We start from the raw sequence: 19,770 nt of genomic DNA, 5'->3' as shown, positions 1-19,770 counted from the left end.
ATCATGTTTGATTATAACTCATTCACAAATGCAGTTATTCAAGCAAATAAAGAGCTATATGGGTATATAAATACCCATATGACTCAATCTGACTTAGAAGAGTCTTCTCAAATTGGATTTGGCGGAGACAGAACTCTTAATATCGATATTATTGCTGAAAATATTTTTATAAAATATCTCTCTTCTTTTGGGGATATTTTTTCTGAAGAAGTAGGTAGTATATCAAATAATTCAAATATCAAAATTATCATTGACCCTTTAGATGGAAGTCATAATTTTGCTTCTAGTTTAGAATACTATGGAACATCTGTTGCTGTTAAAAAAAATGATGAATATATTGCTGGATATGTATGTAATTTATGTACGGCAGTTTTAGTTTATCGTGAGAATGAAGATGTAAATAGAGTAAATATTTTAACTGAGCAATTTTTAAGTTCTTATGAGAATAGTAATCCAAATATATCAATATTTGAAAGAGCATATGCTTATCCTAAAATAGCCCTAAAACTAAAAGAAAATTCTATTAAATATCGAAGTCCTGGGGCTGCTGCTTTATCACTGGCAAATGCAAGAAATTATCAATTTGTACTTTTTGCAGGTAAATTAAGAGAGTTTGATATAGCTGCTTCTTTATATATAAATAAGGACTTAGAAATCTTCAAAAATGATGAATTCTTAATTATCACTAAAAACTATAGCAATTTACTACTAATTAAAGAAATAATTAAAGTAGACTTACCATAAAATAGTACTTCTTATGCGTGGTGTGTCGATTTTGTGTCATATTCATCAAGAAAAGTTCTTTTTCTGCCCTGAACTTTTCTTGGAATATATTTGTAATATTTTTGCTGAGTGATTGCAGTATTTTTATGTCCTAGCATTTGAGATACCCAACTCAAATCTTCATTATTACTCAGCATATTACTTGCAAAAGAGTGTCTGGTTTGATATAAGTTTCTAAAATCTAAATCACAATTTTTGAAAACCTTCAGCCAATGACATCTAAGCGATGCAGCAGAGTTGATAATTCTGTCAAAAGTTCCATAAAAAACATACTCTCTTAATCCAGTAATCTTTCTTTGTGCTCTTAGAAAATCTTCGCACTGAGGTAGCATATCTATTATTCTAACAGAACTTTTTGTTTTAGGTGTTTGAAGGTGTCCATTTGTCTTCGTTTTGTTTATATCTATAGTATAGTTATCGAAATCTATATCTTTCCATTTTAGTGCAACAATTTCACCAGGTCTTGCTCCTGTATAAAATGCAATACCTAGATAGTTTCTAAACCATTCAATATCTGTACTGTTAAGAATAGTTTTAATTTCACCAATATTAAAAGGATTAATCTCATACTCAGTTGTTAACTTTGGCTTTGATATTACAAAAGGTGTTTGAGAAATCTCTTTTAATAGTATTGCTTTTTCAAAGGCAGGTTTTAGTATGGCTTCTGCAGTTATGATATTTGATTTGCTTTTAAATTGTTTGTACCATTGGTCAATATCATATGGCTCAACTTCTGTAACATATTTATTAAAGTATGGTACAATGCTACTGCTATATATTGATGTATAAACTTTATAAGAAGTTGGTTTAAGAGAGGACTCTTTCTCTCTTAATACTTCTTGGCACAGGTCTAAAATATTTGACACTCTTTTTTTAACATTGAACTTTTTAAAGAACTCATCATTTTTATGATATGAAGATACAAGTTTTCTATTTTCTTTTGTATCTTTTAGTTTTGTAGATATTCGTTTTCCATTGATTCTTACATAAAGAATCCCATTTCTTGAATAAAAGGTCATGAGTTTTCCTCCTTGTAACCTCTTATCCCACTTTCGATAAAGGTTATTTTAGCTTTTCTTCCTTTAAGCTCTTTGATGAAATGTACACCTTCTTTTAATCTACCATCATTCATCATACTAGAAATCTTTCCATCACTACAGTTCAAAAACTTTTTTACACCAGCTCTTTTTGTTAGGTCTAGTTTGGGAATAAGCTCTTGTTCTAAATGTTTGATTCTTTGAAATAGTTCTTTATTTTGTTCAAAGAGTAGGGGCAATAGTCTTAGATATTCTAAAGTTCCAAGTCCAGTAGAACTTGAATCAATATTGTTCTCTTCTAATAATTTCATTATGTCTGGTGAATAGCTCATTGTGTTCTCCTTTGTATAAATTGTATTTTTGAAGTTATGGCTTTAAATTGTTTTAGTTATATGCTATAATTCTAAAACAAGAGTGGCAGTTTCCCCTTTACTGAGTTTGGATAAAGAGTCACTCTTTTATATAAAGTCAAAAAGACTTGTTTTAGTTTTTATATTCAATTTGAAATCTAACTTTTTATTTAATATCATATATAGTATTTTTCTATGATCATATTCTTTTCTTAACTGGTAGTATCTTTTTTGAGTTTCACGACCAGTTTTAAGTTCTTCACTTAATAATAAGTGAGTCTGTTTTAGACACTCAACATTATCATTTTTTAATGTCTCAAAACCTATTTGCAAAGTTTTTTCTTTGTATTCATGTGTTTGAAATTGCTTTGGAGTTTTAAAGGTATGATTAAAAGCTTCTTCAAATGTAACTCCATTGTTAGTGTATTTCATTATATTTCTATGGTGTTTAGGGTTTCTTAGTTTTAATGTTTCAAATCTATTTGTCTCTTCTAAAGAACAACCCATACCACAAGCAACACAACCAGTTCTTTTTTCACCTTTTACTATTGTTCCATCTTTTAAAACCATATCATCATACAAAGAGCAGTAAGGTAGATTATTGATTTTAATGTAATCCCATATATCCTTATTAGTCCATATTGACAATGGTCTAGATTTTGGTTTTTTACTATCATAGATATTACAACCATATTTAATATAATTAAGTTCCCTATCTTGACCTTCATCAGCGGTTGTTCCAACTATTGGATGCATACCAGTTTCTTTTTGAAATCTTTCCATAGGTTCTTTTTTAAGTATGTCACAACATATTGATGTAATATCAAATTTAGTAACATTTTTGTCAAAAAGAAAATACCATTTTTTAGCAAGCTTCCAAGATTGTACAAATTGAGATTTTCTATTAAATCCTGAAAGATATAAGTTTCTAATATTTGGACTATTAGGATTAGCTTCTCTTAGCTCACTAATAGATCTACTAACTTTCTTGCTAACAAAAGGAAAACCATATTTTTCAACTATTTTTTTAAATTTCATTTTTGGATAAAGAGTAGTTACATTATCAATAGTTCTTACAAACTTTATAATCTCTGGGTCTTCATTTGTTGTATTACAAAAGACTATTTTAATATCAGGGAAAATACTTCTTGCTATATCAACTAATACTGTACTATCAAGACCACCACTAAATGATACATATGCTTTTCCATCTACAAACTCAACAAACTCTGTTATTCTTTGCTTAGTATGTTCCACCTTTTCCCATAATGACCAAGATTGTTTTTCTTTTAGTGCTTCATATGTTGTTTTGTTTGTATTTGGATTGATACTCAAAATAATTCCTTTTGTTTGTAATTAATATTTTTTATTTTCATTTCTCTTTTTGATATATTTTTACGAGCTATATTCATAGCTTTGAAATAATTCTCAAAATGTGTTTTACCTGTGAAAATTTGCTTTGCTTCTGAACCTATAAATTCAACATATAAATAATATATACCATGCTCTTTTTGATAATAAATATTTTTAATCTTTCTATAGCCTATAAAGGAATCCAAAAATTTATTGATATAAATGCTTTGCCAATTCGATTTGATTTCACTTAGATATAAAATACCATCTCCATTTTTTATTGGTTTTTTAGATGTACTCATAATGTTCCTTTATTTGTTGTTGTTTTTGATATAGATTAATTATTGAATTCCAAACTGTTCGTTTAAACGACTACTTTAGATAAAAGTAAATTGTTAAAATTTATAAATTTATTTATTTTTCTATAGTCAATTTGTTTTGGATTGTTGGATAATTTTAAATACCTTACTTACAAATGTCGTTATGTTGTAGTAGAGTAAAATAAAGTTTTAGAATATGTACATAATGTTTATTTTAATAAAAAATTGCATTAAAAAAAATATATAACTTGTTATAATTTTTTATATTTCTTGAAAAAAGAGGAGGTTATCTAAAATATTTAATAAATAGGTTTTATAATTCTGCATATTAAAGATTTAAACATTATCACTTAATCTAAAATTAATATTTAATATTTATGATTAACAAAAATATTTTTAATTTAAATCTTGAAAGGAAGACAATATGTGTTGTATTATTAACATGTGCATTACAATAGTAATAGAAGTCCTAAAATATATCTGGTTATAAAAGAGATCTTAGGACTCCGTTAGAGTTGTGGAAATAGTTACTCTGACTACAACTGGTACTTGTAGTTTAAAACAGGGTATCTTTTTCCATTAATAAAAATTTAGTATATTGTATTTAATATTTTTTGTCAATTTAGGGGTCGCAAGTGCGAACACTTATTTTTCCTTAAAATCAATCTTTCTTTCTCTTTTCCATCTTTTATTGGATTTCTTTTTATATGCATATACTGCAAATGCAATAAGAACTAGTGCTATTGATATAAGTTCAGTCATTCTTTTCATCCTCTTTTTATATATGTAAAGATTTTATAAGATTAAAACTATCAGCACTTTTTGCATGACCTAGCCAAGAAGCTAAAAATCTTTCCAATCTTTTTTTATCGTTCAAAGCTCTATATTTTTTGATTTTTCTTTTAGCTCTTATAACACTATCTTTACGTATTAATTTATACTTTGGAGAGATTCTGTATCCTAAGAAGTTTAAGGGCTTAGAAATAGGATTTATAAACCACTTGCTAAACTTTAGTTTCATATATAGATAGCTAAAAAGAGATAGTTTTCTTTGATATATTACTAGCTGTTGTTTTGAGTTACTTAAAATAACTGTATCATCCATATATCTAAAGTAGTGCTTAGCTTTAATCCTGGTCTTTACAAACCTATCAAAAATATGTCCGTAAACATTTGCAAAAAGTTGAGAAAGTAAATTCCCTATTGGTATTCCTTTACTACTATTGTCGTGAAATATCTTTAATAGATTTAAAACTTTTTTATCACTAATCTTTCTTTGAATTTCTCTCATTAATACTTGTTTATCTATGCTATGAAAGTATTTTCTAAAGTCCATTTTTAGATAATAAACTGGACCATTTAAAGAAAGTTTCCTAAGTGTTGCTTGTACATGCTTTACACCTTTATGAGTACCTTTATTTTTTCTGCAAGCATAAGAGCTGCTATAAAATAGTTTTTCAAAAATAGGTTCAAGTATATTATTTATAGCGTGTTGCACGACTCTATCTTTAAAAGGCAAGGCTTTTATCTCTCTACATTTAGGCTCATATACATTAAAACAATGATAAGTACCATGTCTATATGTTCCATTTATAAGTGCCTTTTGTAAAAGATATAAGTTTACTTCTAAATACTCTTTAAATCTTAAGTGACCCTTGGTGTATCTATTACCACCTCTTACAGTTTTTTCATAAGCAAGTCTTAGATTATCTATATCTGCAATAGATTCAAAAAGATTCTTATATCTTTTACCCATTAATTAACCTTTAAATGCTGTCTTGTGATTTCTAATACATACTCACACTTTTACAGACCTCGTAATGTATTTGCTAAACGCAGGACAAATAAGCTGACCATAAATAATAGGTCGCTCCATATATGCCGTAACAATACATGAGAGCAAGACTTATACTCACAAACGAACCGACAACCATTGTTCCAATTGTTCTCGTTCTCGAAGTAGTTCCAGTTAGCGTTACGTGAACTAGCATTGTAGTTCGAGTTACGATAACCACCACGTGTTCTTATCTTATTTGCCCTTTATCCAAGAATTTAAAATACCTCCAACCTGAGCAAGAATCATTTCTGCTGTTTGGTGTTGCTTTTTTGACATTATTTTTGCTTTTGAATTTGATAAAAATCTAAGATAAAATCTAATAGCAGCCAAACCTGCATCAGCTTCATATAGCTTACTCTTTTGGTTGGATTTTAAAGCTTTATAGAACAATTCTTGTTGAGTAAAAACTATTTCTATAATCTTTTGTTTTAAAACCCCGTGCCTTCTTGGAATATTCTGTAGCATGGGATAAGTGTAGTTTATAAAAGTTTCATATTTTTCAATGATAACTAGATTCTCATTGTTCATCGTTCGCTTTCGCTCACTTAACAGGATTCAGAGGGTCACAAACGAACCGACAACCATAGAGCCAATAGCTCCCGTGCCCGAAGTAGCTCCAGTTAGCGCTACGTGAACCAGCATCGGAGTTCGAGTAACGAGAACCACCACAAATATATCTAGGGTCACTTTCTCTATCTTCTCCATATTCTGTAGAAGTCCAAGTCCATTGCACACCAGTTGCTTGGTTGATTCCATATTTCGAGGTGAAATTCTCTAAGAACTTTATAGTACCATCGTCAAGATCTCTTGCACTATCATTTTCTTTTACACCATCTGCAAAAACTTGAAACTCATCTTTCGTAGGAAGTCTTTTGTTATGAAGATTAGCAATTGCATTAATCACTTTTCCTACAAGATTCTTTTCTCCATGTGGTTTTTTTCTTCCATTGCTTTCATATCCTGCAGCAATACTTCCACTTGAAAAGCTTGTTCCATTTCCTTTGTGCTCAGAGTTTAAAAGATAAATATCAGCCCAAATATCAAGTTTAGGAATATATACCATTCCTTCTGGATTACACTTTGGTCTATGTTTCTCATCATAAATAGAGTAAGCATTGATTCCTGCAATCTTTTTTGCATGAGTTTTATCTATATTGTTGATTGGTTCAAAATCTTCTGGAGCAAGTCCGTAGTGGAAACCACCAATTTTTTTATCAGTCAAATCTTTTCCATCTGATATAAAAGGTTGCCCATCGTACAATTCGTAAACATAATAGTCTCTCCCTGGTGTAACTTCGAAATCAATATCTTCATCTTTAAGTGAAAGTTTATATCCATTTACTTCTACAGTATGAGCATTGATTTTTTTAATAATTGCTCTTGATTTCATAGGCTTCTCAACCTCTTCATTGAAATCAAATGAGTTCTTTAAACTTAAAAGAGACATTGCTCCTACAAAAGCACTTGAAGGATTTAAAGTAAGTTTTGCAATTTCTTTTACTTCTCCACCTTCTCCTGAGATTTTTATTTCTTTTCCGTTATTTGAATAACTAAATTCAATTTTTGACATGACTAATTCCTTTGTTTTTTAGCTTTAATAGCTTTTGAGAGTGAGCAGTTCCAGAACAGCAACTTTTAATTGTCGTACTCTTCAAACTCACTCACAAAAAATATTCGTATTGATTTTTTTGAGTGTTCGTAGTGGGGAACACTATTTAGTAGGGTAAAAACTTACACACTTTATTTATGTTTGAGATAAATATATGCCTAAAATAGCCTATTTATATATTGAAATATTGATAGACCATTTTACACACACTTTAAAACAAACCCCACTTAACAGTTCTTTAGTCTGCTAATATTAAAAGCTCGTCCTAATTACTTTGCTAAATGAGGTTCTTCTAAAAAATGAAAAAAGTTTTAATAATTCACAAAAATGTTTACTATTTTTCATAAAGTTTTAGGCTATACCAATTTAAAAGAGTCTCTTACCTAATTTTACTCCCTCATTTTGGCAAAATAAAATAGTCGCCTAAAATAGGACACTTTCACTATTTTATACTTTTGTCAATCTGAGGGACTGTAGTGTTCGCAAGTGCGAACACTTTTTTTAAACTTCTTTGTAATGAGAAAAAACATCAACAATAGGCATAATTATTGTTTTTATTTTATATTCTCCATCTTCTATACATATAGGACTTTTTGAGTCTTTTATTTTAATAATACCCTCACTAAAATCTGGAATATACTTTGGATTAATAAGAATATCTTCTCTTAGTAAAATACCAGTAATATTTTCTTTATAATAAAAAGGTAGTTCTTGTGGTGTTTCATGTTTAAGAACCATCTCATATTTTACATATGCATGAAGCTCATGCTCTTCTAAACTAAAGATGTTGTTATAATCTTTTTCTTTTTGACATTCAATTTTATTGTGAGAGAGAATAAACTCTTTTGTTTTTCTCTCTTTTAAAGCTTTAGAAATAAGCTCTCCATGAACAAAAAAACACCCATTTATATTTTGTCCATGTTCAAAAATTGTCATTATTCTAGTATTTGTAGCGACACAATTTGTACTATCAATATATAAGTAGTTTAATTCAAATCTTGGATTGTTCTTGTCTATTGCAGCAGCAATTTTTTCTAAAATATCTCTTGTTAAAACTAATGAGTCTATTGATATTTTGATTTTTTTTCTTTTTGCTTCATTTTCTGACATATTGTTTCCTTATTAATAATTTTAATCCTCAACAAAATATCTCACAAGATACTTTATTGAAGAGGCAAGAGGGTCGGACTTGCCTATCCTTGCTTTTTTTTGTTTTTCACAACATACTTCCGACTGACCCTGATTAGCTCAAAAGAGCAACTACTAAGCAATACTTAGTTCTAAAATTTTATTAGTAAAGTCTGGGGTTATTGCTAGGCAAGAAATAACACCCACATGAGACTGCAAAGATACAGTCTCAAATGAGGGTTAAAGTAGTGTTCGCAAGTGCGAACAGATACTATTTATTAAATTTTTCTATGACCTTCTTCTTTGAATTACAGATAGTCAACTCTTTAAGATTTGTGCAATCAAAAGGAATAAACTGCTTAGAACCATGTGTATTTTCAACATAAAGATACATGGTATCGCTATTTTTAATATCTTCTTCTGTAGGTAATCTGATGATTGCTTCATCTTTTCTCTTTTCTTCTTTGTAATGTGTATTGTTTAAAACTATTGAATCACTAGGACTACTCATAATACTTTCTCCATCCAGCTTGTAGGAAGTATATGTTCTAGGATAATTGCTATTAAAAAGGCAATTACAACTAGAAATACAAGTTCACTTGGTGTAGGTGTCATTTTTTATCCTTTTCTATTATTCCTCTTCCATTACAAGTTTCACATTTAATGTCAAACCTTCTCATTCCTATAAACTCAACAGTTCCAAATCCATCACAAATAGAGCATATTTCATTCTTATTTTTATCAAACTTTTTAATAAGCTCTTTATGTGCATTCTCAAATAAATATTTTTTCATGAATAGTCCTTTTTATTTATTCCATCACTTGCTGCTCTTGGTGTGATGTACTTAACCTCAATAAACTCAAATCACTTTTAGATGTAACTCTAAAAATTCTTTTCGACCTTTCGTCGTGTGATACCTTTACATATTTACTTTTGTATATATGCTCTTATATATGCTTTGATTTTCATACATAAGACTCAAGGGTTTGAACAGTGGATTTTAAAAATAACATATGTGATTACACATAAGAGAACCTTTGATATAATTATTTAACTACAAACTCTTATATAAAGGCTCACTTATGGATAATCCATTTACAAATCTTGATTTTAAAAGGTGGTATAATATGTTGATTGTGAGTTCTTTTATAGTCTTTGTAACTTGTTTAGGTGGTGTGATTGGTATTTACACACCAAATGACATGGAGTTCTTAAAAACTATACTAATTGCTTCTATAGGATTCTTTTTTATTGGTATGGGAGAAAGTAGTACTAGATTTATGATAAATGACTATGAGATAGGAGAATACCATCAAATAAACCCTCTTACAGGAGAGTCATGGGGACATATCCCTAATGTAAAAATACCAAAGGGAAAAAAAGAAATAAGAAAGATAAAGCTTTCATCTATTGCATTTTATCTTCTTGGTATCACTTTTCTTGCACTTGCTTTGGTATAAAAACAGAAATACACTTATCTACTCTAACTTGACATTTATCAAAGTTAGTACAATTTTTACATCTGCATTCTTTGCTTATATGTTTTGTCTTTCTATTTAAAATAAGAAAAGATATAAATAATAAGCAAATACATATAACAATAATTGATAATCCTAATAATATATACATACTATTACCTTTTAACATCTAACTTTTAAAGAACTTCTTATCAGTTTTGATAAGCTATGTTAAAATTGTACATAATGTACATTTAAAGTAAACTTAAATAAAGTACAATATGTACATTTAGTATTTTTTTATGATATGATTCTTTGAAATTTAAAATAAAAGGAAGAAAATGAAATATAAAAAAGTATTAAATAGACATATTAAAAAGACAGCAAAAGATGTAGAAAAAGATAAACTTAAAAAAATTTTGACTTATAATAAAGTAGTTAAAAACATAAAAAGACTATCTTGGGATATAAAAGTATCGGCAAAAGATGTAAATAAACTATACAGTATGAAAAATAATTGTTTTAAAGAAGAGTGTGAAAAGTTAGAATTAGAGATTCAATATCCACTGGATTTTAGACCTAAGGAATTAATTGAACTTCAAAATGAATTGGATAAGTTGGGTGATGAAATTTCAAAAATAGCTGAAAAATATTCAACTATTTTGAATAAAAGTTTAAAATGATTAGCTAGTTAATTGAAGGACAAACTCTTGTAATCCTTGTTTGTAGATTTCTTCATTTGTTTCTAGAGCATCAATAAGGCAAAGATATTTACCATCTTTTACTATGCATGAAGAATCTACAACAATAAACAGACCTGTACAGCTGCTATCTCTTAAAGAATCATCTTTAAAAGCTGTTCCTATTCCTGGTAAGAAATCAATTTCTTCTTCTCTTAGTATGGTACTTCCATTATGTGCAATAAATTTTAATGTGATTTCTTTTTTCATTGATCTACCTTTTTAATTAATTGTTTTATAGCTATTATTGGTATATCCGTTACTATGACTGAGGATATAAAATCTATATTTCAAGTGGCTTAAATTTATTATTTATAGATACATTTAAAAATATCTTTTTCAAAATCCCAACCAGATGAACCACCATTATTAAGACACTTTTGTTTTTCTGTTTTTATCGAACTATATCGTTTATATTTTTCTTTTTCTTCAATCTTTGTTCTTTTTAGTTCTTCATTTCTAGCTTTTATCTTATTTTTATATATTTTCATATAGCCACATTTATTAAATGATTTATTGATAGCTTTAGTTGAGCCATTAAGTGAATATTTGAAATAAGTACTTCCATTACCATGCCAGTTAAGTTCAAGAAGCATTGAATTTGATTTCTTTATCTTTTCAACAATCTCTTCTGGGTAAAAAAAATGTATAAATTTTGAACCCCAATCTTGTGTTAGTGTATAGTATTCAATGTCATCATCAAATTTTATCCTTGTTCTAATTTCATTGTATCCGCTCCTAGTTGTAGTATTATTTAAGTTTGGAGCAAGATTAAACCCTAAATAAGCCCAATTTTTTTTGTTGTTGCAGCCAATTCCTATCCAAGATTCAACAGAGGAATAAGGGAAGTTCATTGTTCTAGTAGGTTTTACATTGCTTGATATGGCATATGCAGAATATTTTCCTGTCATTTCATCTTTATCAGTGCTTACATTCCATTTTGCAAGGAGTGTAGAAGTAAATATTACAAATACGAATAATATTAATTTTTTCATTTCTTTCCTTTTTTGATTGATTTGAGTTTTATATTGATTTTCGTGCCATTTAGTATGATAGTGTTTGCACTCATATAAAATCTCCCTTTTTATTTAAGATTTTATATTAAGCGTGCTTATTAAAAAATATATTATTAAGATATTTTATTATAAAAAAGAAAAGTGTCCTAAAACTCTACCTATTACTTCCAGTTTATCTTTGTTTTCAGCTGTGATATTAAAAGAGGGATGCCTTTCATTGTCAGAGTATATTTCTATATTATGAGTAAGTGGATGTTCTGATAGTCTTTTCACATATGGTTTGCCATCTATAGCAATAATATAAACTGACCCACTAAGAATATTATTATGATCATTTAAAAAAGGACTTATGATAAGTAATTCTCCTTCTTTTATAGTGGGCTCCATACTATCCCCTATAGTTTTTATTACTGTCAAGTTTTTAAAATTATGTTTCCCAAGCTCTTTTTCTAAAAACTTTCTATCAAAAGTCATGATAGAACTGTTTGATTCATCATTTATGATTTCATTTGAGCCCATACATGCATAGATATCTTCATAGTATGTAGCATTTACTTGATCTAGTTCTTTTTCTTTTAGGGCGTATTTATGAGGGTTGTTTTTTAGTTCATCTTTTACTATCTGTTCTTTTGCTTCTGGATTAAACAAGTCTTGTTCTGGAATATTTAAATAGTTAGCAATATGTGAAATTAATTGAGGCTCTGGTGTCCTTGTTCCATTTCTATATTTTGCAAGGCTTTCTTTACTGATTTTATACCCATAATTTTCAATTAAAATATTTGATAAAAATGGATTTGTAATTTTTCTGTCACTTAGTGCTTTATCTAAAAAAATATGAAACATAATACTCCTTTGTACTTATTGTACAGTATTAAAAAGTACATATGGTACTCATGTTAAGTTTTATTTAAAAGTACATTATGTACAATTAGCTTATGAAACGTGAACAATTATTTAAAATTCTATCAAGTCATTATGCTGATAGAACAGTTTATGCCATTTTAGGCGGCACTAGAAAACCAAACTATGAGATTATGCTAAAGCTAAATCAAGAGCATAATATACCATTTACTGCATGGCAAGATATTGAATCTTATATGGAAAGTGTACAGGAAAAAGAACACTTGGATGAAGTACAAAAAGTATAAAAGAAGTTAGTAGAAAGGGAAAAGATGACAAGTAATTATGATTACAGAGGAAACAAAAGAAAAAAAGAGCATGGGCTTTTAGTTTCTATTAGAAAAGATATTTTATCTTTTTGTAAAAAAGAAAATATGGAGAAAGATACTTTTGCTCACACTATTGGACTTGCATCTTGGGGCTCTTTAGAAAATAAACTAAAAAGAACAAAAGATGATACAGATATAACTATCACAGAGCTACTTCATATCCAAGAGCTAACAAAATCACATGCACCATTAAAGTATATGTGTGAGATGTTTGGTTTTGTAATGACATCAACTGAAACTGATGAAGAAACTACTGTAGAAGAACTAAATAGCTTATCAGATAAAGCTCAAATGGAGTCAAACGAATCATGGGCTGAAATAAAAAAAGCCTCTGCCGATGGTAAGTTTACTGTGGAAGAAAAAGAAGCTATGAAAAAAGAAGCAATGGAAGCTCTTGAAGCAAAACAAAAAGAGCTAAATGCAATTGAGAGAATTGTTCCAGTTGATATTGAAGAGTATGAGGAGTAAGTTATGAAGATGCATAGAATACAAGGAATACCTTTTCCTATTTTTGACAAAGATGAATTTAACCAGGCGTTACAACCATTGTGCTTAGCCAATAAACCATCTGGAACAATAAAAGATATGAAAGCAGTACTTTTTGAGACTGCAAAATATTTAAACAAACAAAGGCTTAAAAATGGCAAGTAAACAAGATGAAATATTAAGTCACCTCCAAATGGGCTTTACTATTACACCAGCAGTTGCAGCGCAGGACTATAACTGTTTTTGTTTAGCAGCTGTTATAAGCAAGATAGAGAAAAAAGGTCACATCGTATATAGAAGAGTAATTGATGGAACAAAGAGTAAAGAGTACTCTTTTACTCCTTTTAGCGAGTAGATTTGATGAACAATACATTATCTTTAATAAATATTGAAAAAGCTGTTCTTTCAAGTTTTCTTTTTGGTGATGATTTAGCAGGAGTAAAAGAGTATCTAAAAAGTGAAGACTTTTATTTACCAGCACATCAGAAAATATATTCTGCTATGCTAGAACTTTTTGATAAGGATATTCCTATAGATGAAGAGTTCTTACGAAAAAAGCTTAATACAAAAGATGTTGATGACTCAGTTCTTTTTGAAGTATTATCTGCAAATCCTATATCAAATACAAAAGCTTATGTAAAAGAGATAAAAGATAGCTCTTTGAAAAGAAAACTTGCAAGTTTAGCTACAACTATAAAGAAAGTATGTATTGAAGATGACACCAGTGCAGATGAAGCACTAAATCAAATAGAAGACTCTTTTTATGGTATTGCAGATACAACTACTCAAACAACTGCTTCACTTGAACAAATTGTTGAGAACTTTCATACAAAATTTAAACAATCATATGATGGCGTTAAAAATGGTATCACTACAGGGATAAAGCAGCTAGACAATGTGCTAGGACTTTTAGAGTATGGCGAAATGGTAGCAGTAGGAGCTAGACCTTCTATGGGTAAAAGTTCTTTTGCATTTCAGATTGCTTCACATAATATTGACAAAAACAAAGGTGTTATTGTTGATTCTTTAGAAATGCCTGCAGAAGATGTAATACTTAGAATTTTAGCTCATAAGAACCAAGAGAGCATAAGTGATTTAAGAAAAGGTGTTGTGAAAGATTTTGAAAAGTTCAATGAAAGCTTGAGCTACTTGAAGTATAACCAGAACCTTGTAATACATGATAGAGTAAAAACCTTTGCACAGCTTAAGTCTAGTTTTCTAAGAGAGAAGAGAAGAAGAGATAAGTTGGGACTTGATACTTCTCTTTGGATTATTGATCATTTAGGATATACAAAAACAGATAGTAGGTTTAAAAGAGAGGAGTTAACTGCAGGAACTAAAATGCTAAAACAAATAGCAAAGGAGCATAATGTAGTGGTTATGCCTTTATCTCAATTAAATAGAGATTTAAAAGGTAGAAAAAGTTTTAGACCAATGCTGTCTGACTTTAAAGATACAGGCTCACTTGAAGAGGATTGTGATAAAGCTATTTTCCCACATAGAGACAGCTATTATGAAAAAGCAAATAAAAACGAGATAGAACCACCTGTGAATCCTGCAAATCTATTAATATTAAAAAATAGAAATGGTGCAACAGGTGTAGTTAATTTAGATTTCAATGGACCGACTAATAGTTTTGGAAATTATCCAAGTATAACTATATATCCAGAGAATGGAAACGTTGAAATTCCACCCATAATGATGTGATGAAGATTATTAATTTGATTACAAATGAAGAAGTAGAAGTGTCTACACCAAAAGAGTTAAAAGAGATTTTAAAGTATGCAAACCCAATGATGATGAGAAAATATAAAGAACAGATGCAAGTCTTAGAAATTGCTGGCTTTGGTGAAAGTATAGAGATTATAAGAAAGCAGGTACAACCAAATGAGTAAATATTATGCGATGGTTCCAACTGGTTATGTTGAAGCTCTTCAGCAAAAAGGCAAGAGAGAAAAGGCAAGAGCATTTTTAGAATACTTTTTAGATATGCACAGTGATTCAGTTAATTCTGTAAGGTTTTATAAAAATAGTTGGAATCTTTCTTCATCTGGAACTACTCATAAATGGATTAAAGAATTTAAGTTAGAAATAGAGAAGTTCTTTACTTATTGGAGTATAAAAAATGAGTCACACTATAGTTCTGTTTCAAATAAAAGTGAACCCAAAGTGAACACTTCAAAAAGTGAAAGTGAACAGCAAAAACAAAATCAAAGTACCAATAATAAGGACTTTCAAAAAACTAAAGGAAACACTTCAAAAAGTGAAAGTGAACAGCAATTGAACAAAGATTCTAACAGTATAAATAATAGTAATATAAATGCAGAATCTGAAGATTCAGCTAATGAAAATTCTTCTAATAAAAGAAATAGCTATAGTGCTAACTTTGAAATTCTTTGGAATAGATATGATAAAAAATCTTCCAATAAAGGAAGAAGCCAAACTATTTATAAAAGAAGATGGAAAAATACTGATATAAAAATATTGATAGAAGCTATTGATAAATATAAAAACTCAATTGATTTAACTTACCAAAAAGATTTTGATGGTTTTTTAAATGGATTGATTGATTCATATGTTCCTAAAAGAGCATGGATTAAAGATAAGAATAGTAAAGAACATAGAGGTTGGTTTTATGATAATGAAAATCTATTTATATCAGATGAACAAAATAAACTTAAGATTGAATCTTCAAATGTTGCTGCATACATCCAAGAGAAAAGGTTTGGGTATATAGCATGAGAATTGAAACAAATATCAACTTATTTATCAATAGTCTTAATGATATTGAAAAGAGACAAGTTCCATATGCTCTTATGTTAACAACAAACAATATTGCGTTTGATTTTTTAAATGCACATAAAAAAGAAATTAAATCAGGACTTAATTGGAAAAAGAAACTACCAAATGCTATCAGGATTAAAAGAGCTACAAAATCAAGACCATATGCAGAGATTTATATTGATGAATGGAACTGGGGATATTATGCATTAAAGCAACATTATACAGGTGGAGATAGAAGTAGAAAAGGAATGGAGAAAGCATTAATTGCATTAGGGTATATGTACAAACATGAGATATTAACTCCATCGCCAGGTGTGAGAATTAAAGCAAGTATGTATGTACAAATGATGTCTCAATTAAAATTAAATTATAAAGCAGGGTATAGTGCAAATGAAACTTTAGCAAGTAGAAAAAGAAAAAGTAAAACATCATTAAGATTTTTTATTATCTCAGGTAAAAGTAAATCTCCACTTGCACCAGGAGTATATGCGAGAATGCCAGGAACTGATAAGCCTGTATGTATTTTAAGAATATCAGAAAAACCAAATTATAAAAAAAGTTTTGATATGAAAAAAACATTTAAAATGGTTTATGAGTTAAGAGGAAAAGAACACTTTGATAAAGCATGGACTCGTGCAATTAGTACTGCAAAATAAAATGGGTCCTTCTGAGAATATGAAAGTGTTGAGGGTAGTGCGAACCCCGATAGTTACGCAGTTTTATGACTTTAAAGTTGGTTGTAGTTTTTAAACATTAAGTTGTAGTGGTAATAGGAGAAAAAAGTGAGATTGAACCAGACAAAATTTGCAAGTTTAGTTAAATGTAGTCAGCAAAATATTTCTAAGCTTATAAAAAAAGGTGTGATTCAAAAAGAAGATGATAATAAAATTGATGTAGAAAAAGCAAAACAATCATTAAAAGACTTTGGTCTACTTGATGAAAATGGAGTACTTAAAAAAAGTCGAACACCAAAGAAAGAAAAAGAATCTAGTAGGATATTTGTGCAGACTACATCATCATTACCTCTTGAAGGTGAAGTTCCTTATGCATCTTATGAATACTTATCAGAAGAAGAAAAAGATAAGATTGAAAAAGAAAAGCAAAAGGCATATGAAGAATTTAAACAAAAAGAAGAAGAAGCAAGAAATAAAAATATAAAAACTGGTGATGATAATTTAGAAGAAGTTAAATTTGCAGATGCAAAAGCTCATCGAGAACATTATATGGGGAAAATTGCAGAGTATGACTATCTAATAAAGATTGGCGAGTATGTATCTAAACAAGAAGTGGAACAGACCTTTTTTGAAGCATCAAGAAGAATAAGAGATGCATTATTGAATTATCCAAATAAAATGGCATTAAGAGTAGTTGGCAAAACTGATATTAAAGATATTGAAGATGTTTTAATGGAAGAAATTCAAATAATTTTAGGGAACTTATCACATGAGTCATAATCCTATTATCAATATTGAATTAATCAATTATTTTAAAAAAGGACTAAAACCTGATCCAGTTATGAGTGTTGCACAATGGGCAGATGAGTATAGAATTTTACCAAGTGAAAGTTCAAGTGAACCAGGTAAATATAGAACAGATAGAATGCCTTATTTAGAAGAGATTGCTTATGAACTTTCACCACAATCAAAAACACCTGAGGTTACAGTAATAAAAGGAACTCAACTTGGTTTTACTGAACTTGGTAATAATATGCTTTTTTGCTATGCTCATTTATACCCTTGTCCAATGCTTCAGATACTTCCTACACAAGATGCAGTAAGAACTCATGCAATTTCAAAGTTATGGCCTTCTGTAAATTCTACTAGTGTACTTAAAGAAAAAATAAGAGAGAAAAAGACTAAGGATGGTTCTAGTACTACAGAACTGATTTTTAGCGGTGGATCTATAAAGCTTGGATGGTCAAACTCACCTACAACCTTTGCATCTAACAGTAGAAGAGTAGTAGTAAATGATGATATAGATAGATGGCCTTTGGAAGTCGAGGGTGGTTGTCCTGTTGACCTAGCATGGAATAGAACAGAAGGTTTTCCTACAAATAAAAAGATTTATAATAATTCATCTCCTGCTAAAAAAGAAAGTTCAAAAATACTTCCTAAATATGAATCATCTTCACAAGCTTTATATACTATGAAGTGCCCACATTGTGGTGAAGATGTTGTATTTGAAAAGGATGGGTTTAGATTTGAACATGATGAGCATTATCAGTTGATTGGTGATGTAGTTTTTGTGTGTCAGTCAAATGGATGTATCATAGAAGAGCATATGAAGCACAATATGATGAAAGAAGAGAATGGAGCTAGATATGTTCATAAATTTCCAGAAAGAACGCACAAAGGCTATAGAGTGCCTTCTTATTATTCTCCTTTTGCAAGATGGAATGAATTATTCCAGAAGTATTTAGATGCATATAAAGATATGAAGACAAAAAAAGATACTACAAAAATGGCAGGATGGACCAATACAAAAGATGCAAAAGTTTGGGAAGAGAAATTTGACAAAATAGATACAAGTACCTTTAAAAATAGACTTGAAGAGTATAAAGCGGAAGTACCAAATGGAGTTTACATATTGACAGCAGGAGTAGACACTCAGCCAGATAGATTAGAAGTAGAGATTGTAGGCTGGGGGAAATATGGTGAAAGCTGGTCAATCGATTATATAGTACTTGAAGGAAATCCAGATTATCCAAAAGTATGGCAAAAGCTTGATAGGCTATTGGAAAAGTCTTTTAGTCATGAAAGTGGAATAGATCTTAAAATTATGGCAATGTGCGTGGACTCTGGTGGACATAATACTGATGCAGTATATGACTACTGCAGACCTAGGTATGAAATGAATGTATTTTGTATTAAGGGTGCAAAAGAGGTTGAAACTCCAATTATTAAAGGAACAGCAAGCAGAGTAAGTAAAGGAACAGTAAGACTTTATAGTGTGGGTGTAAATAGTGCAAAAGATAAAATAAATAGCTTCATGAAAATAGAAGAAGAAGGACCAGGATATATGCACTATCCACAAAATGAAATTTATAATGAAAAATACTGGAAGATGCTTACATCAGAAAAAAGAGATGAAAAAGGAAGATGGGAAAAGTTTAGAACTAGAAATGAAGCACTCGATTGTAGAGTTTATTCAATGGCTGCACTTAAAATCCTAGAAAATGAGTTTTATCCTAGCGGTATGGACTGGGATGATATAGAGCAGGAATTTAAGTTCAAAGTTGAGAATGAAGTTAACAATGAAAACTATGGTGAACAAGAAGAATCAACAGGAACTGATGGATTTAATGATTGGAGGGATGAATACTAATGTCAAAAGACCAAATAATAGGAAATAAATCTTTTTGGGATAGTAGAATTAATTTAAAAAACAAGCCTTCCCTTAGTCATAGAACGATTGAAGTAATTGATCATATTATGGTAGAAGAAGAACTTCCTCTTGGGCTTGCACTTGAGAAGTTGATGAAAACACCAAATTTGTATGAAAATATTATTGAAAAATTGAAAAATGATTACCCTGATATTAAAGAAAACCATTAAAAGTTAAATTATTTTTTATTTAGGTTGTGAACTATTGCCTAAGTGGTAGTATTTTACAACCTTTTTAATTATTACTTAAATAACAC

27 protein-coding genes are annotated in these 19,770 nt (G+C 29.4%); 14 read left to right on the top strand and 13 right to left on the bottom strand.

Annotation, left to right across the window (positions count from 1 at the left end):
* Positions 1 to 3: 3 nt before the first annotated feature.
* Complete coding sequence (locus tag CRV02_RS01095; RefSeq protein ID WP_129088796.1) at positions 4 to 744, top strand: inositol monophosphatase family protein; 741 nt, start codon at positions 4 to 6, stop codon at positions 742 to 744.
* An 11-nt stretch (positions 745 to 755) separates the two neighbouring features.
* Here CRV02_RS01095 and CRV02_RS01090 read toward each other — a convergent pair whose 3' ends face one another.
* The 10 genes from CRV02_RS01090 to CRV02_RS01045 form a co-directional block, all read right to left on the bottom strand.
* A complete protein-coding gene (locus tag CRV02_RS01090) occupies positions 756 to 1,802 on the bottom strand; it encodes a site-specific integrase (protein ID WP_129088795.1) in 1,047 nt (348 codons plus the stop codon).
* Complete coding sequence (locus tag CRV02_RS01085) at positions 1,799 to 2,152, bottom strand: hypothetical protein (protein ID WP_129088794.1); 354 nt, start codon at positions 2,150 to 2,152, stop codon at positions 1,799 to 1,801. The genes CRV02_RS01090 and CRV02_RS01085 overlap by 4 nt, the downstream gene beginning before the upstream one ends.
* Before the next feature lie 126 nt (positions 2,153 to 2,278).
* Positions 2,279 to 3,505: a phosphoadenosine phosphosulfate reductase family protein gene (locus tag CRV02_RS01080; RefSeq protein WP_129088793.1), complete on the bottom strand. Its 1,227-nt coding sequence runs from the start codon at positions 3,503 to 3,505 to the stop codon at positions 2,279 to 2,281.
* Positions 3,502 to 3,825: a hypothetical protein gene (locus tag CRV02_RS01075; RefSeq protein ID WP_129088792.1), complete on the bottom strand. Its 324-nt coding sequence runs from the start codon at positions 3,823 to 3,825 to the stop codon at positions 3,502 to 3,504. The genes CRV02_RS01080 and CRV02_RS01075 overlap by 4 nt, the downstream gene beginning before the upstream one ends.
* 796 nt (positions 3,826 to 4,621) lie before the next feature.
* Positions 4,622 to 5,599: a reverse transcriptase/maturase family protein gene (locus CRV02_RS01070; protein ID WP_129088791.1), complete on the bottom strand. Its 978-nt coding sequence runs from the start codon at positions 5,597 to 5,599 to the stop codon at positions 4,622 to 4,624.
* A 273-nt stretch (positions 5,600 to 5,872) separates the two neighbouring features.
* Positions 5,873 to 6,208, bottom strand: a complete 336-nt coding sequence (avd, locus tag CRV02_RS01065; protein ID WP_129088790.1) for a diversity-generating retroelement protein Avd — start codon at positions 6,206 to 6,208, stop codon at positions 5,873 to 5,875.
* 13 nt (positions 6,209 to 6,221) lie between these two features.
* A complete protein-coding gene (locus CRV02_RS01060; protein WP_129088789.1) occupies positions 6,222 to 7,250 on the bottom strand; it encodes a hypothetical protein in 1,029 nt (342 codons plus the stop codon).
* 540 nt (positions 7,251 to 7,790) lie between these two features.
* Positions 7,791 to 8,399 (bottom strand): hypothetical protein, encoded by a 609-nt coding sequence (locus tag CRV02_RS01055; protein WP_129088788.1) that lies wholly within the window; start codon positions 8,397 to 8,399, stop codon positions 7,791 to 7,793.
* A 289-nt stretch (positions 8,400 to 8,688) separates the two neighbouring features.
* Complete coding sequence (locus CRV02_RS01050; RefSeq protein ID WP_129088787.1) at positions 8,689 to 8,928, bottom strand: hypothetical protein; 240 nt, start codon at positions 8,926 to 8,928, stop codon at positions 8,689 to 8,691.
* A 100-nt stretch (positions 8,929 to 9,028) separates the two neighbouring features.
* On the bottom strand, positions 9,029 to 9,211 hold the full coding sequence (locus CRV02_RS01045; RefSeq protein ID WP_129088786.1) for a hypothetical protein: 183 nt from the start codon (positions 9,209 to 9,211) through the stop codon (positions 9,029 to 9,031).
* Positions 9,212 to 9,500: 289 nt separating this feature from the next.
* Between CRV02_RS01045 and CRV02_RS01040 the strand changes: the two genes are divergently transcribed.
* Positions 9,501 to 9,878, top strand: a complete 378-nt coding sequence (locus tag CRV02_RS01040) for a hypothetical protein (protein ID WP_129088785.1) — start codon at positions 9,501 to 9,503, stop codon at positions 9,876 to 9,878.
* Positions 9,879 to 10,216: 338 nt separating this feature from the next.
* Positions 10,217 to 10,558: a hypothetical protein gene (locus CRV02_RS01035; protein WP_129088784.1), complete on the top strand. Its 342-nt coding sequence runs from the start codon at positions 10,217 to 10,219 to the stop codon at positions 10,556 to 10,558.
* Here CRV02_RS01035 and CRV02_RS01030 read toward each other — a convergent pair whose 3' ends face one another.
* The 3 genes from CRV02_RS01030 to CRV02_RS01020 all read right to left on the bottom strand — a co-directional run bounded on the left by CRV02_RS01030 (position 10,559) and on the right by CRV02_RS01020 (position 12,474).
* Entirely contained in the window at positions 10,559 to 10,825 is a 267-nt protein-coding gene (locus CRV02_RS01030; protein WP_129088783.1) for a hypothetical protein, read from the bottom strand.
* 98 nt (positions 10,826 to 10,923) lie between these two features.
* Positions 10,924 to 11,610, bottom strand: a complete 687-nt coding sequence (locus CRV02_RS01025; protein WP_129088782.1) for a hypothetical protein — start codon at positions 11,608 to 11,610, stop codon at positions 10,924 to 10,926.
* Between the two features lie 147 nt (positions 11,611 to 11,757).
* Positions 11,758 to 12,474 (bottom strand): S24 family peptidase, encoded by a 717-nt coding sequence (locus tag CRV02_RS01020; RefSeq protein ID WP_129088781.1) that lies wholly within the window; start codon positions 12,472 to 12,474, stop codon positions 11,758 to 11,760.
* Positions 12,475 to 12,566: 92 nt separating this feature from the next.
* Here CRV02_RS01020 and CRV02_RS01015 point away from each other — a divergent pair, with 92 nt between their 5' ends.
* The 11 genes from CRV02_RS01015 (at position 12,567) to CRV02_RS00965 (ending at position 19,684) form a co-directional block, all read left to right on the top strand.
* Positions 12,567 to 12,779 carry a hypothetical protein gene (locus tag CRV02_RS01015; RefSeq protein ID WP_129088780.1) on the top strand — a complete coding sequence of 71 codons (213 nt, stop codon included), beginning with the start codon at positions 12,567 to 12,569 and terminating at the stop codon, positions 12,777 to 12,779.
* A 24-nt stretch (positions 12,780 to 12,803) separates the two neighbouring features.
* Positions 12,804 to 13,328 (top strand): phage regulatory CII family protein, encoded by a 525-nt coding sequence (locus CRV02_RS01010; protein WP_129088779.1) that lies wholly within the window; start codon positions 12,804 to 12,806, stop codon positions 13,326 to 13,328.
* 3 nt (positions 13,329 to 13,331) lie between these two features.
* On the top strand, positions 13,332 to 13,511 hold the full coding sequence (locus CRV02_RS01005) for a hypothetical protein (RefSeq protein WP_129088778.1): 180 nt from the start codon (positions 13,332 to 13,334) through the stop codon (positions 13,509 to 13,511).
* Positions 13,501 to 13,701, top strand: coding sequence for a helix-turn-helix domain-containing protein (locus tag CRV02_RS01000; RefSeq protein ID WP_129088777.1), 201 nt, complete (start codon positions 13,501 to 13,503; stop codon positions 13,699 to 13,701). Before CRV02_RS01005 ends, CRV02_RS01000 begins: the two co-directional genes overlap by 11 nt.
* A 5-nt stretch (positions 13,702 to 13,706) precedes the next feature.
* Positions 13,707 to 15,053 (top strand): DnaB-like helicase C-terminal domain-containing protein, encoded by a 1,347-nt coding sequence (locus CRV02_RS00995; RefSeq protein WP_129088776.1) that lies wholly within the window; start codon positions 13,707 to 13,709, stop codon positions 15,051 to 15,053.
* Entirely contained in the window at positions 15,053 to 15,241 is a 189-nt protein-coding gene (locus tag CRV02_RS00990) for a hypothetical protein (protein ID WP_129088775.1), read from the top strand. The genes CRV02_RS00995 and CRV02_RS00990 overlap by 1 nt, the downstream gene beginning before the upstream one ends.
* A complete protein-coding gene (locus CRV02_RS00985; RefSeq protein ID WP_129088774.1) occupies positions 15,234 to 16,088 on the top strand; it encodes a hypothetical protein in 855 nt (284 codons plus the stop codon). Before CRV02_RS00990 ends, CRV02_RS00985 begins: the two co-directional genes overlap by 8 nt.
* Positions 16,085 to 16,786 carry a hypothetical protein gene (locus tag CRV02_RS00980; RefSeq protein ID WP_129088773.1) on the top strand — a complete coding sequence of 234 codons (702 nt, stop codon included), beginning with the start codon at positions 16,085 to 16,087 and terminating at the stop codon, positions 16,784 to 16,786. Before CRV02_RS00985 ends, CRV02_RS00980 begins: the two co-directional genes overlap by 4 nt.
* A gap of 132 nt (positions 16,787 to 16,918) precedes the next feature.
* On the top strand, positions 16,919 to 17,584 hold the full coding sequence (locus CRV02_RS00975; RefSeq protein ID WP_129088772.1) for a hypothetical protein: 666 nt from the start codon (positions 16,919 to 16,921) through the stop codon (positions 17,582 to 17,584).
* Complete coding sequence (locus tag CRV02_RS00970; protein ID WP_129088771.1) at positions 17,574 to 19,454, top strand: phage terminase large subunit family protein; 1,881 nt, start codon at positions 17,574 to 17,576, stop codon at positions 19,452 to 19,454. The genes CRV02_RS00975 and CRV02_RS00970 overlap by 11 nt, the downstream gene beginning before the upstream one ends.
* The gene (locus tag CRV02_RS00965; protein WP_129088770.1) at positions 19,454 to 19,684 is read left to right on the top strand and encodes a hypothetical protein; all 231 of its coding nucleotides are present in this window, start codon (positions 19,454 to 19,456) and stop codon (positions 19,682 to 19,684) included. Before CRV02_RS00970 ends, CRV02_RS00965 begins: the two co-directional genes overlap by 1 nt.
* The last annotated feature ends 86 nt before the right edge of the window (positions 19,685 to 19,770 follow it).

The organism is Arcobacter sp. CECT 8989, from assembly GCF_004116715.1.
GTDB lineage: Bacteria > Campylobacterota > Campylobacteria > Campylobacterales > Arcobacteraceae > Halarcobacter.
Note: the sequence above shows the minus strand (reverse complement) of the source record. Positions and strands in the feature narration are given on the sequence as shown.